The sequence below is a fragment of the Frateuria sp. genome (assembly GCF_035695185.1).
Taxonomy (GTDB): Bacteria; Pseudomonadota; Gammaproteobacteria; order Xanthomonadales; family Rhodanobacteraceae; genus Frateuria_A.
The window spans coordinates 1-22,293 of sequence record NZ_DASSES010000145.1; the positions used below are offsets into that span (position 1 = coordinate 1).

Here is a 22,293-nt window from a genome sequence, read left to right on the forward strand (position 1 = left end):
CCGGCCGAGGAGATCAGGCGGATCTTGTCTTGGGTCTTGTTAGCCATGGTTCAATCCTCAGACCTTCTCGCCGCGGGCACGCAGCTGGGCGATCACGGCCTCGATGCCATTCTTGTCGATGGTGCGCAGCGCGGCGTTGGAAACGCGCAGCTTCACCCAACGGTTTTCGCTGGCGACCCAGAAGCGGCGCTCGTGCAGGTTGGGCAACCAGCGGCGACGGGTCTTGTTGTTGGCGTGCGAGACGTTGTTGCCGGTCTGCACACCCTTTCCGGTGACTTGACATACACGGGCCATGAGGGCCTCCGTAATCGGTATTTGACCGCCCGTTGGCCAGGACGGCATCGGCCCAGCGGCGCCTCGGGCGCCACGCGATGCTGGAGGGTGTTGCGTCACGAAAAGGACCGGCTTGTGCTCCGCATCGCGTCGCGGAGGCCCGGGAGACCGGGGCGGTCCTGGATCGAGCCGCGTATTCTCCCGGAAAAACAGCACCCTGCGCAAGTCACTCGGGCTTCCGAACCGTGGCGGGGCGACCGGATGTATGGAACAATCGCCCCCTTTGCTCCGCCGCACTCACGAATTCGAGGGATTCCACGATGGCAGAAGTCACGCCCGTCAACGACCAGGCCGCCGGCCAGGCCATGCCGCAGCTGATGCTGCAGAAGATCTACGTCAAGGATGTCTCCTTCGAGGCCCCCAACGCGCCGCAGATCTTCCAGGACATGGGCGAGAACGACGAGCTCCAGCCGCAGGTGCAGCTGAACCTCGGCCAGCGCGCCACCGACCTGGGCAACGACCTGTACGAGGTGGTGCTGAGCCTGACCCTGACCTGCACCATCGGCGAGCGCACCGCCTACCTGGCCGAGGTGCACCAGGCCGGCGTGTTCGGCATCGCCGGCTTCGGCGACGAGGACCGCGCCGGCATCATCGGCAGCTACTGCCCGAACCTGCTGTTCCCCTACGCCCGCCAGGTGATCTCCTCGCTGGTGCTGGAGGGCGGCTTTCCGCCGTTCCTGCTGCAGCCGATCAACTTCGACGCCCTCTTCGCGGAGCAGCAGCGCCGCGCGATGGGTGGCGGCGAGGCGCCGACGCTCAACAGCTGACGCCGACAATCCATGCGGGACCAACCGATCCTCGCGGTGCTCGGCGCCGGCTCCTGGGGCACCGCGCTGGCCGCGCTGGCCGCACGCAACGGCGTCACGACCCGCCTCTGGGGGCGGGACCGCGCAGCCCTGGCGGCGATGGCGCAAAGCCGCCGCAACCACCGCTACCTGCCTGACCTGGAGCTTCCGGCCGCGCTCGCCTACGAGCCGGACCTGGCCGCGGCCGTGCGCGGTGCCGACATCGTGCTGGTGGTCGTGCCCAGCCACGCCTTCGCCACGATGCTGGACGAGCTGGCGCCACTGCTCGGGCCCGATACCGCCATCGCCTGGGCGACCAAGGGCTTCGAGCCGGGCACCGGCCGCTTCCTGCACGAACTGGTGGCGCAGAAGCTGCCGGGCCGGCCGGCCGCGGTGGTCACCGGGCCATCGTTCGCGCGCGAGGTCGCCGCGGGGCTGCCCAGCGCGGTGACCGTGCATTCGGACGACGAGGCCTTCGCCAAGGCGCTGGCCGCGCTGCTGCACGCGCCCAACTTCCGCGCCTACTCGGGCAACGACGTGCTGGGCGCCGAGCTCGGCGGTGCGATGAAGAACGTGCTCGCCGTGGCCACCGGCGTGGCCGACGGCATGCAGCTGGGGCTGAACGCCCGCGCCGGCCTGATCACCCGCGGCATGAACGAGATGCTGCGGCTGGGCCTGGCGCTCGGTGCGCGCCCGGAAACGCTGATGGGCCTGTCGGGCCTGGGTGATCTGGTGCTGACCTGCACCGGCGATCTGTCGCGCAACCGCCGGCTGGGCCTGGCGCTGGGCCAGGGCATCGCGCTGGACGAGGCGGTCCGCCAGATCGGCCAGGTGGTCGAGAGCGTGGTCACTGCCGACGAGGTGTCCCGGTTGGCCGAGCAGCACGGCCTGGAGCTGCCCATCGCCAACGGCGTGCGCGCCGTGCTGCACGGCGAGGTCACCCCGGCCGAGGGCGTGCGCATGCTGATGGCGCGCGAGCAGAAGCCGGAGTACCCGCAGGGCCTGTTCGGCAACGCCTGACCGCCCGGGCTCCTCCTCCCCGCCGGGGAGGAGGAGCTCGGCTCAGCCTCCCTGCGGATGCGCCCGCACGAACTTGCGCCCTCGACGCGCACACCACCCATCCCCTTGCTAAGCTCGTGGTTTTGGCCGGCAAGGCGGATCGCACGCGCATGCAGCAACCGGACGAAAAGCAGCCTGCCGATCGTGCCTCCCCGGCGGAGGACATGGGCGGAGGCGGCTTGCCGCCGGCCTGGCGCCGCCTGTTCAAACCGCCGGCACCGGCTCCGGTCGAAACCCAGGTGCTCGGCTTCTTCCTGGAAGTGATGCCGGAGGACGGCGCCGCCTGGGCGCACCTGGATGTCGCCCCGGTGGCGCTGGGCGTGGCCGAGCAGGGCCGCTACGTGCGGCCGGTCCCGCTGGACAGCCGCCACCTCGCCCAGGCGCCGCTGCAGCCGCACGAACAGCACCTGGCCGCCGCCTTGCTCGGCCTGCCGCAGAGCGTGCGCAAGGGCCGCAGCTATGTGCGCCTGGCCGGCCACATCGGGGATGCCCTGCTGGCGCAGATGCTCGATACCGCGCCCTGTTTCCTCGGCGGCCTGGCTGGCCTGCGCCTGTCGCGCGGCAAGGCGCACCCGCTCAACTGGCACTGGCAACTGGAGCAGGACGGCAGCCAGCGCCTGCTGCCCACGCTCGGCCACAACCAGCGCCTGTTGCGGCTGGATTGCCTGTGGTACCTCGACGCCGAGCGCGCCACGCTGGGCCTGCTCGAGGCGGACAAGCGCGAAAGCCACTGGCTGGACCTGCCGCCGCTCAGGCACGAGGCCGGCCGGCCGCTGCTCAGGGCACTGAAGAACAGCCCGCTCGGCCAGCGCCTGCCCGCGCCGCAGGTGTTCGACGAACTGCGCCGCGCGGAACTGGCCCCCAAGCCCGTGCTGACCCTGCACGCGCTCACCCGCCACGCCCGCCTGGCCGCCGGCACCCCGCCACTGGCGTATGCGCGGCTCGCGTTCGACTACGCCGGCGAGCGCCTGCCGGGGCGCGGCGGCGAGCCGCTGGTCCGCCGCGTGCGCAACGGCCACCTGGTCGAAATCACGCGCCGGCGCGCGGAGGAGCTCTCGGCCATGGAGCAGCTCGAGCGCGCCGGCCTCACCCCGGGGGTGGACACCGAGGGCCTGCCCTGGGACCTGGCCGATACCCTGCCCGAGGACGCCTGGCTGTTCCCCGGCAAGGGCTATGCCGGTGCGCTGGAAGTGAACACGCCGGCGCGCTGGCTGGCGCTGCGCGGCAAGCTCGAGGCCGAGGGCTTCCAGCTCGACTACGCGCCGAGCTTCCCGTTCGAGGTGCTCGAAGGCCCGGTGCGCTGGTACGGCAACGCCACCGAGGACAACGACGACCACGCCTTCGACCTGGAGATCGGCATCGAGGTGGAAGGCAAGCGGCACAACCTGCTGCCCGCGGTGGCCCAGGCGCTGGCCGAGCACCAGCTGAACCTTAGCCCGGCGCCGAACGAACCGGAGGATGCGGTCTGGTACGCCCCGGTCGACGAGCGCCGCCGGGTGCCGGTGCGCCTGAAGGAGCTGCGCGGCCTGCTGGCGCCGCTGGCCGAATACCTGGAGCGCCCGAAGAAGAAGCTGCACCTCCCGCGCGTGCAGGCCGGCCGGCTGGAGGAACTGGTCGAAGCCCTGCCCAGCGGCGGCGAATTGCGCGCGCCCGACGCGCTGCGCGGCTTCACCGCACGCCTGCGCGATGCCGCCGAACGTGCCAGCGATGTCGTCCCGGACGGCCTCACGGTGGAGCTGCGCCCGTACCAGCGCGAAGGCCTGCGCTGGTTGAACGCACTGGCCGAGGCCGGCGTCGGCGGCGTGCTCGCCGACGACATGGGCCTGGGCAAGACGCTGCAGCTGATCACCCACCTGCTGGCCTTGAAGCAGCGCGGCTCGCTGGCCCAACCGGCGCTGGTGGTGGTGCCGACCAGCCTGATCCCGAACTGGCAATCGGAGATCGCGCGGTTCGCGCCAGGCCTCAAGGTGCTGGCGCTGCACGGCCCGCAGCGCAGCGGCGACTTCTCGCAGCTGGGCACGCAGGACATCGTGCTGACCAGCTATGCGCTGTTGCCGCGTGACGTGGTCACCCTGCGCAAGCAACCGTTCGCGCTGATCGTGCTGGACGAGGCACAACAGGTGAAGAACCCGCGTACGCAGGCACGCCGTGCCGTACTGAGCCTGCGCGCGCCGCGCTGCGTCTGCCTGACCGGCACGCCGCTGGAAAACCACCTGGGCGAGCTGTGGTCGCAGATCGACCTGGCCGTGCCCGGCCTGCTCGGCGACGAGGGCGCGTTCCGTCGCCATTACCGCGTGCCGATCGAAAAGCAGCACGACCAGGATTGCCAGGCACGGCTCAACCGGCGCCTGGCCCCGTTCATCCTGCGCCGCACCAAGGCGCAGGTGGCCTCCGAGCTCCCGCCCAAGACCGAGATCACCCGCCGCGTGGTGCTCGACGGCCGCCAGCGCGAGCTGTACGAAAGCCTGCGCCTGACCCTGGCCGAGGAACTGCGCGAGGTGATCGCCCAGCGCGGCATCGCGCACTCGGGCATCGTCGTGCTCGATGCGTTGCTCAAACTGCGCCAGGTCTGCTGCGATCCACGCCTGGTCAAGCTCGAGGCCGCGCGCGGGGTGCGCGAGTCGGCCAAGTTCGAGCTGCTGATGGACATGCTGCCGGCACTGCTCGCCGAAGGGCGCCGGGTGCTGCTGTTCTCGCAGTTCACCGAAATGCTCAAGCTGATCGCCGCGGAGCTGGACCGCAAGCGCATCCGCTACGTCATGCTCACCGGCGAGACCCGCGATCGGGCCGAGCCGGTGCAGCGTTTCCAGGACGGCGACGTGCCGCTGTTCCTGCTCTCCCTCAAGGCCGGTGGCGTGGGCCTGAATCTCACTGCCGCCGACACCGTGATCCACTACGACCCGTGGTGGAACCCAGCCGCCGAGGCGCAGGCCTCCGACCGTGCCCACCGGATCGGCCAGGACAAGCCGGTGTTCGTGTTCCGGCTGATCACCGCCGATACGGTCGAGGAGCGTATCGAGGAGCTCAAGGCGCGCAAGGCGGAGCTGGCCGAGGCGGTACTGGAAGGCGGCGGCGCGCGGGAGAAGCTCAGCTTCGACCAGGACGACCTGGACGCCTTGCTCGCGCCGGGCTGACGCTCGGCGGCCACTCAGTCGCGCGCCGCGATCTCGTCGATGTGGTGGAGCACGTCCGCCGGCTCCTCGTACACGCGGAAGGCGCCCGCGCGCTCCAGTTCCTCCTGGCCGTAACCGCCGGAGAGCAGGCCGACGCCGAGGGCGCGGCAACGTTGCGCCGCGAGCATGTCCCAGATGCTGTCGCCCAGCACCAGCGCATCCCGGATGTCCACGCCCAACCGCGCGGCAGCGGCGAGGAACAGGTCCGGGTCGGGCTTGGCGTGGCGCACGTCGTCGCGTGTCACCACCGGGACCTTGGCCGGGTTCACGCCCAGCGCCTCCAGATTGTGCGCGGCAGTCTGCATGCGGCCGCTGGTGGCGATGGCCCACGGCAGGCCGGCGTCGGTCAGCCAGGCCAGCAACTCGCGCGCACCGGGCAGCGGGCGCACGCCGCCGGCTTCGGCGCGCCGCGCGAACGCCTCGGCGTGCCAGCGGCGTAGCCGCGCCACCCGCTCGTCGGTGATCTCGATACCGGTCTCGCGCAAGAGGATCTGCGTGAACAGCCCGCCACTCATGCCGATCTTGCGGTGGATGCGCCACACCGCCAGCTCGATGCCTTCGCGATCGAGCGCCTCCTTCCACGCCAGCACGTGCTGGTAGACGCTGTCGACCAGCGTGCCATCGAGGTCGAACAGGAAAGCGGTGCGCGGGCGGGTCATCGGTGTCCTCCGGTGGTCCAGGGAGGGTACCGGCCGACCGGCTAGGCGGCGTCTACGGCCTCGGCAGCAGCGGCCGGCCTGCGTCCATCACCGCCAGCGCGGCGGCGCCGAGCAGGCCGGGTTCCGGATGCAGCACGGCGATCGTGGGCACCTGGCGCATGGTGTCGGTGAAGCGGCCCTTGGCCTCGAAGCGCTGGCGGAAGCCGCCGCGCTGCAGCCAGGGCAGCAGGATCGGCAGCAGCCCGCCGGTCAGGTAGACCCCGTCCCAGCCGCCGAGGGTCAGCACCAGGTCACCGGCGACGGAGCCGAAGATTCCGGCCAGCGTCTCCACCGTGCGCACGCACAGCGGATCGGTGCCGGCGCCGGCGTGGGCGGTGATGTCCTCGGGGGTGTAGTCCTGCGCGGGTTCGCCGGCGATGTCGGCGAGCGCGCCGTAGAGGTTCACCAGGCCATTGCCGCAGATCAGTCGCTCGTTGGATACGCGCCCGAAGCGCTGGTTGAGGCGGTGCAGGATCGCGATGTCCTCGGCGCTGTGCGCGGCGAAGCCGGCATGGCCGCCCTCGCTCTCCAGCACGCTGCAGTGGCCGTCGCGGCGCAGCAGCCCGCCCACGCCCAGGCCCGTGCCGGGGCCCATCACCACGAAGGTCTGGTGGTCGCAGCGGTCCAGCCGCGGCAGCGGGAGATCGCCGACTGCCTTGAGGTGCGCCGGCTGCAGCAGCGACACGGCCATGCTCTGCGCGGCGAAATCGTTGACCAGCCGCACCGACTCCAGCCCCAGGTCGGCCTGCAGTGCATGCGCGGCGACCGCCCACGGGTTGTTGGTGATCTGCACCGTCTCGCCGTCGGCGATGCGCCCGGCCGCGGCAATGATCGCGCGCGGCGCGGTCAGGCCGGTGTCGGCGAAGTACTGGCGGATGGTGTCGGCGAGCGTGGCGAAATCGCGCACGCGATAGCGGCGCACGCTGTCGGTCATGAGCGGCTGCGCGGCGCCGACGTCGGCGAGCGCGAAGCGCACGTTGGTGCCGCCGAGGTCGGCCAGCAGCGTTGGGGGTCGGGTGTCGAAGCTCATGCGGGTCGTTCTGGTGGACGCAGCGTCGCGGGCGCGGCGGCAATCGGGGGAAGGTATCGGAAACCGGCCAGGCTGGCTACTTGCGGGGGCCAGTCCCCGATTGCGACACTCGGTCGAGTGTGATGCGGAGGCATGCATGGTCTGCATGGAGGCAGTGACCCGGCACTACCGGGTGGGCGGTCAGACGATCGCTGCGCTGGACGGAGTCAGCTTCGCGGTGCCGCGCGGCCAGTTCACCGCCATCGTGGGGCCCTCCGGATCGGGCAAGTCGACCCTGCTCAACATGCTCGGTTGCCTGGACCGGCCCGATAGCGGCCGCTACCTGCTCGAGGGCGTGGACGTCTCCACCTTCGACGACGAACGCGCCAGCGATTTCCGCAACCGCCGCATCGGCTTCGTGTTCCAGTCCTTCCACCTGTTGCCGCGGCTGTCGGTGCTGGAAAACGCCATGCTGCCGGCACGCTTCCTGCGTGGCCCCGACCCGGGCCTGGCGGCGCGCGCGCATGCACTGCTCGACCGCATGGGCCTCGGCCGGCACCTCCGGCACCGCCCGGGCCAGCTTTCCGGCGGCCAGATGCAGCGCGTGGCGATCGCCCGCGCATTGCTGATGACGCCCGCCCTGCTATTGGCCGACGAGCCCACCGGCAACCTGGACTCCAGGAGCGCCGCCGACGTGCTGGCGTTGCTCGACGAGGTGCATGCGCAAGGCCAGACCGTGGTGCTGGTCACCCATGACGCCGAGGTGGCCGCCCGCGCGCAGCGCCAGGTCGGCATCCGCGACGGGAGGATCGAGTTTGATTCGGCGTCGGCGTGAGTGCCTCCTGCTGGTGCTGCTCGGGTGGCCGTTGCTGGCCGGCGCCACCGTGTTCAGCGGCGAGGTCCGCATGGACGATGCGCAGGGCATCTACACGCCGCCCTCGATGAGCTCGCCGGTAGTGCTGCGCTACTACGTGCCGGACGGCACGCGCGTGGGCAAGGGCGACGTACTGCTGCGCATCGATGCCGGCCCGGCCGAGGCCCAGCTGCGCAAGCTCAAGGCGCAGCTGATGCAGGCCGGCGCGAAGAACGCGAAAGAGGTCGCCGAGCTCGAGCTCAAGCAATCCGATGCCGAGCTCGCACTCGCCGATGCGCAGGCCGAACGCGATACCGCCGCGCTGGATGCGGCGGTGCCCCAAGGCCTGATCTCCGCACTCAACTACGATCGCCACCAGAGCGAACTGCGGCGCACCGTACGCGCACTGGCGGTCAGGCGCGACGCGGCCCGGCAGGCGGCCGGGGCGGTGGTGCGCCGGCGCCACGACAGCGAACTGGAGCTTGGAAAGCTGCGCCTGTCGCTCCAGTTCTACCAGGACCAGGTAACCCAGGCGGAAGTGCGGGCCACCCGCGCGGGCACGGTGATCCACGGCTTCGACAACGTGCTGGGCAACGGGGGGCGTTTCGAGGAAGGCTCCTCGTCCTACCCTGGCAACAAGGTCGGCGAGGTGGTCGGGCAGGGCGACGGCTACACGGTGGAAGCCTGGGTGCTGGAGCCCGATCGTGCCGGGCTCCAGGTCGGCCAGGTGGTCCAGCTGGCGATCGACGCGTTGCCCGGCAGCCGCGCGCGCGGCCGCATCCGGGACATTGCCGGGGCGCCGGTCGCCCGCAAGGAATGGGGCGACGGCCGCTACTTCGAGGTGGCCATCGCCTTCGACGGAGACAGCCGCCTGGCGCTGCGTCCGGGCATGAGCGTGCGTGTCGACACGGCGGCCGAAGCGCCCGGGGCGGCGCCGGCAGCGCCTGCCAGTGCGCCGTTGAGCATCGCCGGCGAACTGTTCGCGCAGCGCAGCCTGGCCATCTCGCCGCCCGCGGTCGACGGGCTGTGGCAGCTCACCGTGACCCAGATGGCGGCCGACGGCGCACGCGTGAAGCAGGGTGAGCCATTGGTGGTGTTCGATGGCAGCGAGCTGGCCAAGAACCTCACGGCCAAGCGCAGCGAACTGGCCGAGAAGCAGCGCAGGCAGGAGCAGCTCGGGCTCGATCTGGCCGATCGCGCGCGCGAGGCCGAACTGGCGACCGCGCAGGCGCACGCCGACGCCGAGAAGGCGCGCCGCAAGGCGGACGTGCCGAAGGACTATGTGGCCGGCATCGAGTACCGCAAGCTGGTCGTCGCGCGCGACAAGGCCGAACGGAAGCTGCGTCTCACCGTCGAGCGTGCGCGCATCGCCAGCCGGGCGCGTGCCGCCGAGCGGCGCCTGGCCGCGGCCGAGGTGGCGCAATTGCGCGACGAGGTGGCAGAGCTGCAGGGGTCGGTCGCCGCACTCACGATTCGTGCGCCGCGCGACGGCATCCTGCTGCACGAAGCCAAGTGGAATGGCGAGAAGATCGACAACGGCTCGCAGGTCTGGCGCGGCCAGTCGGTCGGCGAGATGCCCGAGCTGTCGTCGCTGGCGGTGCGCGCGGCGCTGCCCGAGCGCGACCTCGTGCGCGTGCGGCTGGGCCAGGCCGTGCAGGTGCAGGTCGCCGGCGGCGGCCGGCGGCGGCTGGACGGGACCGTGGCGGCGATCGGCAACAACGTCCACAGCAAATCCCGGGTCGAGCCGGTCCCGGTGGTCGACGTGCTGATCCGGCTGCGCGGCGACCTGCACGCGGGACTCAAGCCGGGACAATCGGTGCAGGTGGCGATTCCGCCGGCAGGGGAGGGCGCCTGATGCTGCGTCGCATGTACGCACTGTTGCCGGCGGTGCTGGCACTTTCCGCCTGTGGCGGGGCGCCCAGGGCCGACTACATCGTGCTTGAACAGGCGCATGCCGGCCCACTCGACTTCAGCGTGCGGGCCGAGGGCGAGCTGCGCGCGGTCAAGGCCACCCCGCTGCTGGTGCCGGGCCAGCAATGGACGCCACGCCAGCTGGTCTGGATGCTGCCTGACGGCAGCCATGTCACCCGGGGCGAGCTGGTGGCGCGTTTCTCCGCCACGCAGAGCGAGCAGGACCTGGCACAGGCGCGCATCGACCTGGAGCGCAACCTGCTCGCCCGCGCCGGCAAGCAGGATGAACTGGCCGGCAAACGCGGGCAACTGGCCGTGGACCTGATCCAGGTCGACGGCCAGCTCACCATCGCGCAGCGCTACGCGCATGCCACGCTGGCCGCTATCGCGCGCAACGACATCCTGGACGCCGTGCAGGACGCGGCCTACCTGGGCGTGCGCCGGCAGATCCTGGAGTGGCGCGAGCAACAGTCCAGCGCGCGCGGCAAGGCGGAACTGGCCGTGCTGGACGCGCAACGCGACACCTACGCCACCGTGGCCCGGCAGAAGCAGGCGGACCTCGAGGCGCTGGAGCTGCGCGCGCCGCACGATGGGGTACTGGTGCTCGAGCGCAACTGGTCCGACGAACTGCCGCATGTCGGCAGCAGCCTGTGGGCGGGCTTCAGCTTCGCCAGCCTGCCCGACCTCGACGCGCTCGAAGTGCAGCTGGCCGTGCCGCAGATCGAAGCCCAGGGGATTGCCGTGGGCGATACGGTCGAGTTGCACCCGTGGGGCCGGCCGGAGCAACGGGTCACGGCGTCCCTGGGGTGGATCGCGGCGGCCGCGCAGCCGCGCGACCGCGAGAGCCCGGTCAAGTACCTGCTGATGAAGGCGAGGGTGCCGGCCGAGGCCGCGCGCCGCTACGGCTGGACGCCCGGCCAGCGCTTCGTCGGCGGCATCCAGTTGCTGAAGACCGCCCACGGCATGAGCGTGCCGAACCTGGCGCTGGACGGGGACGGGGACGGCGACACGGCCACCGTGCGCGTGCTGAGCGCAGGCCGCGAGGTGGTGCGCAGGCTCCGGCTCGGCGCGCGCGGCGCCACCCGGACCCAGGTACTCGATGGCCTGCACGAAGGCGACCGCATCCTGCTGGCCGGCAGCAGTCACGCAGCGGGAGCGGGCGCATGAAGGCCGGGCCCTGGAGGGAAGCGATCGAGGAACTCTCGCGGCGCAAGCTGCGTACCCTGCTCACCCTGCTGGGCATGATCTTCGGCGTCGGCGCGATCGTGGCGATGCAGGGCGTGGGTGCCGGCAGCCGGCGCGAGGCGCTCAGGCTGGTCGAGAGCCTGGGATTGCACAACCTGATCGTCGAGGCGCACAGCGCCGAGGGCGACGCGCTCAAGGAGGCCCGCGCGCGCAGCCTGGGTCTCACCGAGGCCGATGCCCGCGCGGCGCTCGTGGTGGTTCCCACGGCCGAGCGCTATGCGGCCGAGAAGCGCATCAAGACCTGGGGCGTCTTCAGCGACGCGGGGACCAGCCAGGCGCAGGTGAGTGGCGTCAGCTCCGCCTACTTCGAGCTGGCGTCCCTGCGCGTGGCCCAGGGACGCGCGCTCGGCCCACAGGACGATGCACGCCTGGCCGCGGTGGCCGTGCTCGGCGCACAGGCCGCGCACGCGCTGTTCCCCGACGGCAAGCCGGTGGGTCGGCTGCTCAAGGTCAACCACGTCTGGCTGCGCGTGGTCGGTGTGCTGGCCGATCGCGACCTGGACCAGGACCGCTTCGAGGGCGTGGCGCTGGGTGCCGATGGCAACCGCATCTTCATCCCGCTGGCCAGCGCCCGCGCGCGCTTCCGCTTCCAGCCGATGGAGGACGAGATCGACCGCTTCCTGCTGCGCGTGGCCGATCCCGGCCGGCTGGGCGACGGTGCGCGCGTGCTGGGCCAGGTGCTGGCCCAGCGCCATGCCGGGGAGGACGACTACCAGCTGGTCGTGCCCCAGCAGCTGTACCGCCAGAACCAGCAGACCCAGCGCATCTTCTCCATCGTGATGGGTTCGATCGCCGGCGTCAGCCTGCTGGTGGGCGGCATCGGCATCATGAACATCATGCTGGCCAACGTGCTCGAGCGTCGCCGGGAGATCGGCCTGCTGCGCGCGATCGGCGCGCGCCGGCACGACATCGTGGTGCGCTTCCTGCGCGAGGCGGTGGTGATCTGCACGGCAGGTGCGCTGGTCGGGCTGCTGTTCGGGGCGGCGCTGGCCTACGCCATCGCCCTGTTCGCCGGCTGGCAGGTGGCCTGGGAGCCGATCGGCATCCTCGCCTCGGTGATCGCCTGCCTGGCGATAGGCCTGGTGTTCAGCTTCTACCCGGCGCGGCAGGCGGCGGCGCTGGACCCGATCGCGGCGATCCGCGACGCCTAGTCGGGCGGCCTTCGCCTCCGCGACGCTGCGCTCCGGGCGGCGCCTCCCTCGAGCCGTGCCGAGCGCGCAGGCGCACAGCGCCGAAATCGAAGCACCTGCCGGAGACCACCTCCCTCCGGGAGAGGGTCTCCGGCAGGGCGGGTGGGGTTCGGGCGGAGCCGCACATCCGGCAGCGCCGAACCCCCTCCAACCCGATAGCGGGGGCTCTTCCCGACGCGTGATGGAACGCCGCAGACCAGAGCTCCCTCAGCCCCGCGGCGTACAATGGCGCCTTCCGCACCATCGCAGGTCCCCCATGAACTTCCCCGCCATCCGCATGCGCCGCATGCGCCGCGACGCCTTCTCCCGCGCGCTGATGCGCGAGCACACCCTGGTGCCGGGCGACCTGATCATGGTCGCGTTCGTGATCGAGGGCGAAGGGCAGCGCGAACCGGTGCCGTCCATGCCCGGCGTGGCGCGGCTGTCGATCGACGAGCTGCTGAAGCTGGCCGGCGAGTGCGTGCGGCTGGGCATCCCGGCGCTGGCGCTGTTTCCCTCGCCGGACCCGTCGGTCAAGAGCGAGGATGCGGCAGAGGCGTGGAACCCGGACAACCTGATGCACCGTGCCACCCGCGCGCTGAAGGCGAAGTACCCCGAGCTTGGCCTGATCGGCGACGTGGCGCTCGACCCCTACACCACGCACGGCCAGGACGGCCTGATCGACGCCCATGGCTACGTCATGAACGAGCCGACCGTCGAGGCGCTGGTGAAGATGTCGCTGGCGCAGGCCGAGGCCGGCATGGACTTCATCGCTCCCTCCGACATGATGGACGGCCGCATCGGCACCATCCGCGAGGCGCTGGAAGCGGCCGGCCACATCCACACGCGCATCCTCGCCTACTCGGCCAAGTACGCCTCCGGCTTCTACGGCCCGTTCCGCGACGCGGTCGGCTCGGCGGCGAACCTGGGCAAGGGCAACAAGCACACCTACCAGATGGACGTGGCCAACTCGGACGAGGCGTTGCGCGAGGTGGAGCTGGACCTGGCCGAGGGCGCCGACGCGGTGATGGTCAAGCCGGGCATGCCCTATCTGGATGTACTGCGCCGCGTGAAGGACGCCTTCGGCGCGCCGACCTTCGTCTACCAGGTCTCCGGCGAATACGCGATGCTCAAGGCCGCCGCGCAGAACGGATGGCTGGACGAGAAAGCGGTGGTGCTCGAATCGCTGACCGCGTTCAAGCGCGCCGGCGCGGACGCGATCCTTACCTACTACGCCATCGACGCCGCGCGCTGGCTGCGCGGCGAATGACGTTGCGGGCGCACCTGTGCGCGGCCGCCGGCAGCGCCTGAGGGGCGCCCAGTCCTCAGTCTCCCCGGACCCGGCGCGTCGAATGCGCGTGGACGACAGGCTCACGCGCGGCCTTGTGCGCGACTGAACGCGCGGGTCCCAGGCGGATTTCGTACACCCGTGGCCAACGCTTGCCGGTGACGAACAGGCGGTCGTGCGCCGCGTCGTAGGCGATGCCGTTGAGCACGTCGTTGGCGGGGTCGGCGAGTGTTTCGGGCGCGGGAGCCAGGCCGGCCAGGTCGATCCAGCCGATCACTTTCCCGGTCTTCGGGTCGATCCGCGCGATGCGGTCGGTCAGCCAGACGTTGGCATACAGCTCGCCCTTCACCCACTCCAGCTCGTTGAGGTTGGCCAGCGGCGTGCCGTCGGCCGTGACGTCGAGATGGCCGACCTGCTGGAGGGTGAGCGGATCGAGCAGGCGGATGGTCGGCGTGCCGTCGCTCATCATCAAGTGCGTACCGTCGGTGGTCAGGCTCCAGCCTTCGCCCGGATAGGCGAACTTCGCGCGCGGGGTCAGCGTGGCCAGGTCGTACAGGAAGCCCTCGTGGTCTTGCCAGGTCAGCTGGATCAGCCGGTCCTTCCACGCCACGATGCCCTCGCCGTAATCCGGCCACGGCGTGGCCGCCTGCTGGACCACCTTGCCGCTGGCGAGCTCCACCTTGCGCACCGATGAGGCGCCGACGGTGCCGGTGGCCTCGTAGAGATAGCCGTCCCGGTAGAACAAGCCTTCGGTATAGGCCGAGGGATCGTGCGGGAAGGCGTGCACGACCGCGTAGCCCTGCATCGGAATGGACGCGGCGGGCGCCAGGCACGGCAACAGCAGGCCGGCGACGGCGAGCGTGACGGTTTTCATGCGCCCATGATCCCATGGTCGCGTGGGCCGGCAATGGGCCCGGGCCGGCGTGGAATAATCGCGCCCATCCCCTACAAGGCGTCGCGCGCGTGGAAAGCCATCACTACCTCGAAACCGCGCTGGTGTTCCTGCTGGCGACGGTGATCGCCGTGCCGCTGACCAAGCGCTTCCGGCTGGGCTCGGTGCTGGGTTACCTGCTGGCCGGCATGGTGATCGGGCCGCGGATGCTGGGGCTGGTCAGCGATACCGCAGGGGTCGCCACGATCTCCGAGTTCGGCGTGGTGCTGATGCTGTTCGTGATCGGCCTGGAACTCTCGCCGCAGCGCTTGTGGGTGATGCGCCGAGCGGTGTTCGGCACCGGCCTGATGCAGGTGCTGGCCTGCGGGATGGCGATCGGCGCGATCGGTTTCGCCTGGGCCGGTCTGAGCGGACCGGCCGCGGTGATCGTCGGCGGCAGCCTGGCGCTTTCGTCAACGGCGTTCGGCCTGCAGATCCTGGCCGAGCGCAAGGAGGCCGGCTGGGCGTACGGGCGCCAGGCGTTCGCGATCCTCCTGTTCCAGGACCTGGCGGCGATTCCGCTGATCGCGGCAGTGCCGCTGCTGGCGAGTTCGGGCGGTCACGGTGTGGAGCTGGCAGGCGTGCTGCGCACGGTGGGTGCGATCGTCGCCGTGGTGGTCGGCGGGCGCTATCTGTTGCGGCCGGTCTTCCGCTTCGTCGCCAAGGCCGACGCGGTGGAGGTGTCCACCGCCACGGCGCTGCTGGTGGTGATGGGCACGGCGTGGCTGATGGAACGGGTGGGCGTGTCGTCCACGCTCGGCGCCTTCCTGGCCGGCGTGCTGCTGGCCGATTCGGAGTACCGGCACGAGCTGGAATCGCACCTGGAACCATTCAAGGGCCTGCTGCTGGGGCTGTTCTTCATCAGCGTGGGCATGTCGATGGATCTCTCGCTGCTGCTCGGCGAACCCCTGCGTGTGCTGGCGCTGGTCGCCGGCTTGCTGCTTGTCAAGGGCGTGCTGCTGTGGCCGCTGGGACGACTGGTTGCCGGACTCGATCGTGGCGAGTCGCTGCGTCTGGCGGTGCTGCTGGCCAGCGGGGGCGAGTTCGCTTTCGTGGTGCTGAACCTCGCCGCGGGACAGCGCGTGCTCGACGGCACGCTGCACAGCCGGCTGGTGCTCGCAATCACGCTGTCGATGGCGCTGACGCCGCTGCTGGTGGCATTGACCGGGCGGCTGCTCGGCGCGCGGCCGAAGAAGGCGGTGCGCGAGTACGACACGATCGAGACCGAGACGCCCAAGGTGATCATCGCCGGCTACGGCCGGATGGGGCAGATCGTGGCGCGCGTGCTGCGCGCGCAGGGCATCCGCTTCGTCGCGCTGGACCATTCGGTCGAGCAGATCGACCTGGTGCAACGCTTCGGCGGCTGGAACGACATCTTCTACGGCGACCCGGCACGCCCTGAACTGTTGCGCGCGGCACAGGCCAACAAAGCCGAGGTATTCGTGCTGGCCAGCGACGATCCCGAATCGAGCCTGCGCGTGGCCCGGCTGGTGCGGCGGCAGTACCCGCACCTGAAGGTCATCGCCCGTGCGCGCAATCGCCAGCACGTGTGGCGGCTGATGGACCTGGGGATCGACGAGCCGGTGCGCGAGACGCTGTGTTCCAGCCTGCAGATGACGCAGATGACGCTGGAAGCCCTGGGCATGGCGCCGGCCGTGGCCGCCGCGCGCGTGGAACGCTTCCGCCAGCAGGATGCCGAGCTGCTCAAGCGGCAGTACCTGGTGTACGACGACGACGCGAGGATCGTGCAGACCACGCGCGAGGCGCTGGCGGACCTGGAGCAGCTGTTCGAGGCGGATGCCGAGCGGGAGGAGCGGCCGCAGCCGTCGCCGCCTTCCACGTAGCCACGCGTTGGCTGGCCTGGGCGGCGCGGGCTCGGGTTCCAGCCGGACCCGCTTCCCGCAGGAGATGGCTTCAGCCTGGGGAGCGGGGATCAGTCCGCCGGTTGCGCCGGCTGGCGCAGCATCTGCCGCACGCTGGGCACGGCACCGCTGCGCGCGGCCAGTTCGTGGGCGATGTCGACCAGGCCCAGGTGGCGCGCGACGTCCGCCGGGGTGCGGCCGAAGCCGTCGGCGGCCTGGCGGTCGGCACCGCGGGCGAGCAGTACGCGGGCGGCCGGCAGCAGCGCGTGCATGGCGCAGGCGTGCAGCGCGGTGACGCCGCGCTGGTCGGCGTGTTCCAGTTGGGCGCCGGCATCGAGCAGGACCGGCAGCAGCGCGGCCAGGTGGGTGGCGTCGCAGGCGGTGCCGGGCTTGAACTGCGCACCGAGCAACAGCAGCAGTGGCGTCTTGCCCTCGTTGTCGGCGCGGTTGACGTCGGCGCCGTGCTTGAACAGGACGTCGAACAGCCGCCGTGCACGCAGGCTGTCGTTATGCTCGAAGCCGAACTGCGCGGCCGCGTGCAGCGCAGTGCGCCCGCGCATGTCCGCCGCGTGGACGTCGGCACCGCCGGCGAGCAGGCGCTCGACCAGCTCCGGATAGCCGAGCGCCGCGGCGACCATCAGTGCGGTGCTCTCGCCGGGCAGGCGCTGGTCGACGTCCACGCCGTGGTCGAGCAGCACGCCGAGCAGCGCGTCACGGCGGGCGCCCACCGCCGCGGCGAGCGGGGTGACGCCGGTGCCGGCGGCCAGCGTGGCATCCGCGCCGGCCTCGAGCAGGCGCAGGGCGATCTCGCGGTGGCCGGCGCCGCAGGCATGCAGCAGTGCCGTGGCGCCCTGGGCATCGCGGGTGTCCACGTCGAAGCCGAGTTCGAGCAGGCGCTCGACCGCGGTCAGCGCGCCCGCGCGGGCGGCGGTCGGCAGGTCCCCGGCGGTCAGGGCGCGTGGCGGGCGTGCCCAGTCGCCCCAGTCCAGCCAGTGCTGGACGGCGCCGTGCTCGAGGGCCAGGCCGAGTGGCGTTTCGCCATTGGCGTCGGTAGCCTCGGCGTCCGCGCCGTGGGCGATCAGTGCGCGTACCAGTCCCAGTCCCCGCTCGCCGTGCTCGATCGCGGCGAACAAGGGGGTGCGGCCGGCGCCGTCGCGTGCGTTCGGGTTGCAGCCGCGGGCCAGCAGGTTCTCGAGCAGTGCGTCATGGCGATGCAGCGCCGCCAGGTGCAGCGGCGTGCGCTCGCGTGCATCCGGGCCGAAGGCGTCGGCACCGCCCGCGAGCAGTTTCAGCGGCAGCGCCGCGCCCTGGGCGCCATCGCCCAGCGCACCCAGCGCCTGGGCGAGCAGGCCGGTACCGGCCGGGCTCGCGCCCGCCTTGAGCAGGTCGTCGACGGCTTCGGTGGAGGTGGGCAGCTGCACCAGCAGCGCGTCGAACAGGCGCCGGCCGGGCGCCCGAGGCGCCTCCCCGGCTTCCGTCGCAGGCAGCCGTGCTTCCGCCTCGAGGCCATGGTCGAGCAACCAGCGGCGAGCCGCGCCCAGCCCCGGCGCGGACAGGTCCAGATACAGCTGCGCCAGTTGCGCCTGGGGCCATCGCCGCGCGCGCTCGGAGAAGGCGGCGATCACCGCCCACTGGCCCTGGCGCAGGGCCTCGAGCAGCCGTGTCGGCGTGTCGTCGTGATCCTGCGTGTCATCCCCCAGGCTGGCCGGCAACGGGGATTCCGGATCCAGCAGCGCGACCAGGTCCCAGCGCCCGGCGGACGCGGCGTGGTCCAGTGCGCTGCGGCCGTCGCTGCCGGGACGCCTGGGCTCGGCGCCGAGCGCGAGCAGCGCGCGCACCGTCGCGGCTTGCGCGTGCGGCGACTGGCAGGCGAGCGTGAGGGCGTCGCGATCGTGGCTGTCGCGGGCGCGGGCATCGGCGTGCGCCTCGGCCAGGACCTGCACCAGCTCGCTGGCGCCGCTGCGCGCGGCCTCCATCAGGGCGGTGCTGCCGTGGCGATCGGCCAGGTTCGGATCGGCGCCGGCGGCAAGCAGCGCGCGGGCGATCTGCAGGTGGCCTTCGGCGGCGGCGGCCATCAGCGCGCTGCGGTGGTGCGGGTCGGTGGCGTTGACGTTGGCGCGATGCTTGAGCAGCAGCTTGACGCCGGTGGGGTCGTCGTCCGCAATCCCGGCGGCGGCGACCAGCGCCGGCTCGCCCTCGGCGGGGGCCGGTTTCGCACCGTGCTCAAGCAGGTACCTCGCCAGCGGCCAGTTGGCTGCGCGGCAGGCGGCGGCAAGCGGGCTGACGCCTGCCTTGTTGAGCGCGTTCACCGGCGCGGCGGCGTCCAGCAGCATCGCGGCGACGATCGGCTCCTCGCTCAATGCGGCGCCATGCAGCGCAGTGTTGCCTTCGCCGTCGGTGGCGTGCGCGCTGGCGCCATTGGCGAGCAGGGTCATGACCGCCTCGGCGCGACCGTGCCAGCTGTCGCGGGTGGCCGCGAGCAGGGCGGTCAGGCCGCCGCTGGCGCGGTTGACATCGGCGCCCTTGGCGATCAGCGCGCGCAGCAGGCGCGTGTCCGGCAGCAGGGCGGCCAGGGTGAGCACCGGGCGCTGGTCACGCTCGCCGGGCGCGGGCGCCGTGTCGGGATCGGCGCCGGCCTCCAGCAGGGCCAGTGCGCGCTCGATGTCGCCGTCGCGGGCTGCCGCGAGCAGGGCGGTGCCCTGCGCGGGCGCGCCGGGGATGCGTTCTTCCTCGCTGAGCGCGGCCGGAGGCGGCGCCGGCGGTGCCGGGAAACCGGACGGCAGTGGCGCGTCCTCGGCACGGCGGCGCGGTCGCGTGCGCTCGCACAGCAGCGCACGCAGGGTACGGTTGGCGATCACCAGGCAGCCCAGCGGCAGTACGGCCAGGCCGTAGATGGCCAGTGCCACGGTGCGCAGTTCGGAGGGCAGTACGCCGTACAGGCCGGTCAGTGCGATGGCGCCATAGGCCAGCACCAGCAGCGCGAACGCCGCCGGCAGGAAATGGCTGAAGAAGCGCTCCTCGCGGGCCAGGTGGCGACCGAACGCCAGGCTGCGCGCGGTCGCGGTGAAGATCCAGGAGCCGTCGCTCTGCGCGGGATAGGCGTCATCCCACAGGAACACCAGCCCGAACGCCGGCCACACGCGCCACAGCGAGACCAGCGCCACCACCAGCGCGGCAGCCAGCAACAGCACGCCGCCCAGGGTCGGCTGCTGGCGCAGTTCCAGCATCGGCCAGGCGATCAGCAGGAACACCAGCGCCACGTAGCCGGTGAACATCACCAGGTGCGCGGCACCCCGGCGCAGCACGGTGCGACCGAAGCGTGGTTCGGGATCGAAGCCGATCGCGTGGGAGACCGCCGCCATGGTCAGCGCGTTGGCCAGAAGCAGGGGGATCAGCGCCAGCGGGTGGGCGCCGAGGGCGGCGATCGCCACGGCGATCCATCCGGGCAGGAACCAGGCCGCTCCCTTGAGCAGGGGCGGCGGGCGGTGGCGCGATCGGGGCTCGTTCATGGCGCGAGTATAGGAAGCGTTGGCAGCCCAGACGGTAACGTCACGTTAACTCCTCGGCCACGAATCATTCGTCGCGATCGTCCGGCATGCTCCGTTGCGGCTGGTTGGCGACCGCGAGCGTCTCCTGCGGCGGCAGCTGCAGGTGCCAGCCCTGCGTCTGCAGGTGATCGAGCACCACGCGGCTGTCTTCGTTCGGCAGCCGGCGCTGCTCGTCCAGCTGCACCTCCAGCACGAAGCGCAGGTCGCCGAGCAGCAGCGAGAGTGATTCGGGGATGGCGCCGAACTCGTCGCGCGCGGCCAGCCACACGTAGGTGTCGGGCTTGCGCTGGCTGGCATAGACGAAACAGTGCATGGGACGACTCCGAGGGCGGTGGCGTGGGGCGGGGACGCGAAGGGTAGCAGCGTGCTCCACAAATGCTGCGGTCGCACTTGCAAGGCCCCGGGCGGCTGGGCAGAGTGTCGCGCGGGGGCCTCAAACGCGCGTATGAAAACAGCCGCGACGGTCTCCGTTGCCACCCCGAGCCGCGTCCCAAGATAAGCAGGAGCTTAGCGATGCCTATGTCTTTTCGTTCCCTTCCGGGCGCTGCCCGGCCCCTGGCGCTGGCCGCGCTGAGCCTTGCCGTCGCCGGTGCGCTGGCGCTGCCGCAGGCGGCCCATGCCAGCGCCTTCCAGCTGAAGGAAAACAGTGCCAAGGGTATGGGTCGCGCCTATGCCGGCTCGGCGACCGCCGGCGGCGACGCCTCGGTGGTGGTGAACAACCCGGCGGCGATGAGCGACCTGGACGGGACCTATCTGCAGGCCGACGTCACGGCCATCAACTTCAGTGCCCGCTTCAAGGGCACCGCGACTGACGCGCTGGGCCGCCCGATCAGCGGCGGCGATGGCGGCGACGCCGGCACCACCCTGCCCGTGCCGGCGCTGTTCTTCGCCACCAAGGTTTCCGATCGCGTGCACCTGGGCTTCGGCTTCTCCGTGCCGTTCGGCTTCCAGACCGAGTACGGCAACAGCTGGAAGGGACGCTACAACGGCCTGAAGTCGAAGTTCGAGTCGCTCGACGCCACCCTGTCCGGTTCGTTCGACGTGACCGACAACTTCGCCCTGGGCGCCAGCGTGATCGCGCAGAAGACCTCCGCGGAGCTCACCTCGGCGATCAACTACAACGCGGTCGGCCTGGGCATCCAGCAGGGCATCCAGGCGCAGACCGAGGCCGGCATTGCCCAGATCCAGGCCGCCGCCGCGGCCGGGCAGATCCCGCCGGACCAGGCGGCCGCCATGATCCAGGCCGCCATGCAGCAGGGCCAGGCCGCCGCCGCGGCCGTCGCGGCCGCCACCCCGGCGGGCGTGGACGGGTACGCGCGCATCAAGGGCGACGACACCGCCTACGGCTGGCAGGTGGGTGCGCGCTGGAAGCTCACCCCGAACGACAAGCTGTCGCTGAACTACCGCTCGAAGATCGACCACACCCTCGAGGGCACCGGCAACTTCACCCGCACGCCGGGCTACGACGCGCTGCTGGCCAACCCGCAGCTGGCCAGCTCCATCCCGCCCTTCGAGCACACCACCGGCAGGGCCGACTTCACCACCCCGGCCACCGCCAGCGCCAGCTACTGGCACCAGGGCGAAAGGTTCGGCCTCGGCGTCGACCTGGCCTGGACCAAGTGGGACGTGTTCAAGGAACTGCGCGTGCAGTACGGCAATACCCAGCCCGACAGCGTGGAAACCTACAACTGGCGCAACACCTGGTATGCCGCGATCGGTGGCGACTATTACGTCAACGACAAGCTGACCCTGCGCGCCGGCGTCTCGGTGGACACCACGCCGACCTACAACGCCACCCGCACGCCGCGCGTGCCCGACTCGACCCGCAAGTTCGCCGCGGTCGGCCTGGGCTACAAGGCCAGCGAGCATTTCGAGATCAACGCCTCGTATGCGCACATCTTCGTCAACAACGCGCACGTCAATGCCACCAGCAGCACCGGCGACGTGCTGACCGGCAACTTCGAGGACTACGGCAACCTGCTGAGCCTGTCGGCGCAGTACAAGTTCTGATCCGTCGCTTGCCGAAAACCTCCCCGCGCGAGCGGGGAGGTTTTTTGTGCCCGCAAGGCGCCCCCGCAGAGGCTGCCACGCGCCGTCAGCCACTGCGGAGTGGCTTGTCGCCGCGGTCGGTGGCCACGTAATGGCCGTCACCCTGCGGCTCGCGCAGGGTCGAGGTGTGGTCGTCCTGCTCGCCCACGCCGCTTTGTCCCGCCGGGCGGGCGCGGTAGCCCGGTTGCGCCTTGTCCGAGGCATGTCCGGGGCGGCGTGGCCCGCCGGCAGGCGCCGGTGTCGGCCGGTCCTGGGCCTGGGCGTCCAGGCGTGCGCCTCCGGGTTCGCCGCCCACGCCACCTGCGCCGCCTTGCGGGCCGGTCTCCACGCCGGCGGGGGGCGGGCTACGTTCGTCGTCGGGTCGTGCCATGGCTGGGCTC

General features: G+C 71.4%; 17 protein-coding genes. 10 read left to right on the top strand and 7 right to left on the bottom strand.

Going from position 1 to position 22,293, the window contains the following annotated elements:
* Nucleotides 1-57: 57 nt before the first annotated feature.
* Complete coding sequence (gene rpmB, locus VFH59_RS11825; protein WP_209619039.1) at nucleotides 58-294, bottom strand: 50S ribosomal protein L28; 237 nt, start codon at nucleotides 292-294, stop codon at nucleotides 58-60.
* 299 nt (nucleotides 295-593) lie between these two features.
* Between rpmB and secB the strand changes: the two genes are divergently transcribed.
* From secB to VFH59_RS11840, 3 genes are all read left to right on the top strand, one after another.
* A complete protein-coding gene (gene secB, locus VFH59_RS11830; RefSeq protein ID WP_325165103.1) occupies nucleotides 594-1,100 on the top strand; it encodes a protein-export chaperone SecB in 507 nt (168 codons plus the stop codon).
* 12 nt (nucleotides 1,101-1,112) lie between these two features.
* Nucleotides 1,113-2,138 carry an NAD(P)H-dependent glycerol-3-phosphate dehydrogenase gene (locus tag VFH59_RS11835; protein ID WP_325165105.1) on the top strand — a complete coding sequence of 342 codons (1,026 nt, stop codon included), beginning with the start codon at nucleotides 1,113-1,115 and terminating at the stop codon, nucleotides 2,136-2,138.
* Nucleotides 2,139-2,287: 149 nt separating this feature from the next.
* Nucleotides 2,288-5,311, top strand: a complete 3,024-nt coding sequence (locus VFH59_RS11840; protein ID WP_325165106.1) for a DEAD/DEAH box helicase — start codon at nucleotides 2,288-2,290, stop codon at nucleotides 5,309-5,311.
* 14 nt (nucleotides 5,312-5,325) lie between these two features.
* Here the strand turns inward: VFH59_RS11840 and VFH59_RS11845 are convergent, their stop codons facing one another.
* Nucleotides 5,326-6,009 carry an HAD family hydrolase gene (locus VFH59_RS11845; protein WP_325165107.1) on the bottom strand — a complete coding sequence of 228 codons (684 nt, stop codon included), beginning with the start codon at nucleotides 6,007-6,009 and terminating at the stop codon, nucleotides 5,326-5,328.
* A gap of 52 nt (nucleotides 6,010-6,061) precedes the next feature.
* Nucleotides 6,062-7,078: a glucokinase gene (gene glk, locus VFH59_RS11850; RefSeq protein ID WP_325165108.1), complete on the bottom strand. Its 1,017-nt coding sequence runs from the start codon at nucleotides 7,076-7,078 to the stop codon at nucleotides 6,062-6,064.
* A gap of 136 nt (nucleotides 7,079-7,214) precedes the next feature.
* Here glk and VFH59_RS11855 point away from each other — a divergent pair, with 136 nt between their 5' ends.
* The 5 genes from VFH59_RS11855 to hemB all read left to right on the top strand — a co-directional run bounded on the left by VFH59_RS11855 (nucleotide 7,215) and on the right by hemB (nucleotide 13,505).
* Nucleotides 7,215-7,892 carry an ABC transporter ATP-binding protein gene (locus VFH59_RS11855; protein ID WP_325165109.1) on the top strand — a complete coding sequence of 226 codons (678 nt, stop codon included), beginning with the start codon at nucleotides 7,215-7,217 and terminating at the stop codon, nucleotides 7,890-7,892.
* Nucleotides 7,873-9,765 carry an HlyD family secretion protein gene (locus VFH59_RS11860; protein ID WP_325165110.1) on the top strand — a complete coding sequence of 631 codons (1,893 nt, stop codon included), beginning with the start codon at nucleotides 7,873-7,875 and terminating at the stop codon, nucleotides 9,763-9,765. The genes VFH59_RS11855 and VFH59_RS11860 overlap by 20 nt, the downstream gene beginning before the upstream one ends.
* The gene (locus VFH59_RS11865; protein ID WP_325165111.1) at nucleotides 9,765-10,988 is read left to right on the top strand and encodes a hypothetical protein; all 1,224 of its coding nucleotides are present in this window, start codon (nucleotides 9,765-9,767) and stop codon (nucleotides 10,986-10,988) included. Before VFH59_RS11860 ends, VFH59_RS11865 begins: the two co-directional genes overlap by 1 nt.
* Complete coding sequence (locus VFH59_RS11870) at nucleotides 10,985-12,217, top strand: ABC transporter permease (RefSeq protein ID WP_325165112.1); 1,233 nt, start codon at nucleotides 10,985-10,987, stop codon at nucleotides 12,215-12,217. The genes VFH59_RS11865 and VFH59_RS11870 overlap by 4 nt, the downstream gene beginning before the upstream one ends.
* 295 nt (nucleotides 12,218-12,512) lie before the next feature.
* Entirely contained in the window at nucleotides 12,513-13,505 is a 993-nt protein-coding gene (hemB, locus tag VFH59_RS11875) for a porphobilinogen synthase (protein WP_325165113.1), read from the top strand.
* Nucleotides 13,506-13,560: 55 nt separating this feature from the next.
* On the opposite strand, the gene VFH59_RS11880 is transcribed toward hemB, so the two are convergent.
* Complete coding sequence (locus VFH59_RS11880; protein WP_325165114.1) at nucleotides 13,561-14,397, bottom strand: glutaminyl-peptide cyclotransferase; 837 nt, start codon at nucleotides 14,395-14,397, stop codon at nucleotides 13,561-13,563.
* Nucleotides 14,398-14,486: 89 nt separating this feature from the next.
* On the opposite strand from VFH59_RS11880, the gene VFH59_RS11885 reads away from it, so the two are divergent.
* A complete protein-coding gene (locus VFH59_RS11885) occupies nucleotides 14,487-16,298 on the top strand; it encodes a monovalent cation:proton antiporter-2 (CPA2) family protein (protein WP_325165115.1) in 1,812 nt (603 codons plus the stop codon).
* Nucleotides 16,299-16,387: 89 nt separating this feature from the next.
* Here the strand turns inward: VFH59_RS11885 and VFH59_RS11890 are convergent, their stop codons facing one another.
* Both VFH59_RS11890 and VFH59_RS11895 read right to left on the bottom strand, forming a co-directional pair.
* A complete protein-coding gene (locus tag VFH59_RS11890; protein ID WP_325165116.1) occupies nucleotides 16,388-19,825 on the bottom strand; it encodes an ankyrin repeat domain-containing protein in 3,438 nt (1,145 codons plus the stop codon).
* Between the two features lie 64 nt (nucleotides 19,826-19,889).
* Nucleotides 19,890-20,177 (bottom strand): YcgL domain-containing protein, encoded by a 288-nt coding sequence (locus tag VFH59_RS11895; protein ID WP_325165117.1) that lies wholly within the window; start codon nucleotides 20,175-20,177, stop codon nucleotides 19,890-19,892.
* 200 nt (nucleotides 20,178-20,377) lie between these two features.
* Here VFH59_RS11895 and VFH59_RS11900 point away from each other — a divergent pair, with 200 nt between their 5' ends.
* Nucleotides 20,378-21,874, top strand: coding sequence for an OmpP1/FadL family transporter (locus VFH59_RS11900; protein ID WP_325165118.1), 1,497 nt, complete (start codon nucleotides 20,378-20,380; stop codon nucleotides 21,872-21,874).
* A gap of 85 nt (nucleotides 21,875-21,959) precedes the next feature.
* On the opposite strand, the gene VFH59_RS11905 is transcribed toward VFH59_RS11900, so the two are convergent.
* Nucleotides 21,960-22,283: a hypothetical protein gene (locus VFH59_RS11905; RefSeq protein WP_325165119.1), complete on the bottom strand. Its 324-nt coding sequence runs from the start codon at nucleotides 22,281-22,283 to the stop codon at nucleotides 21,960-21,962.
* Nucleotides 22,284-22,293: the final 10 nt, after the last annotated feature.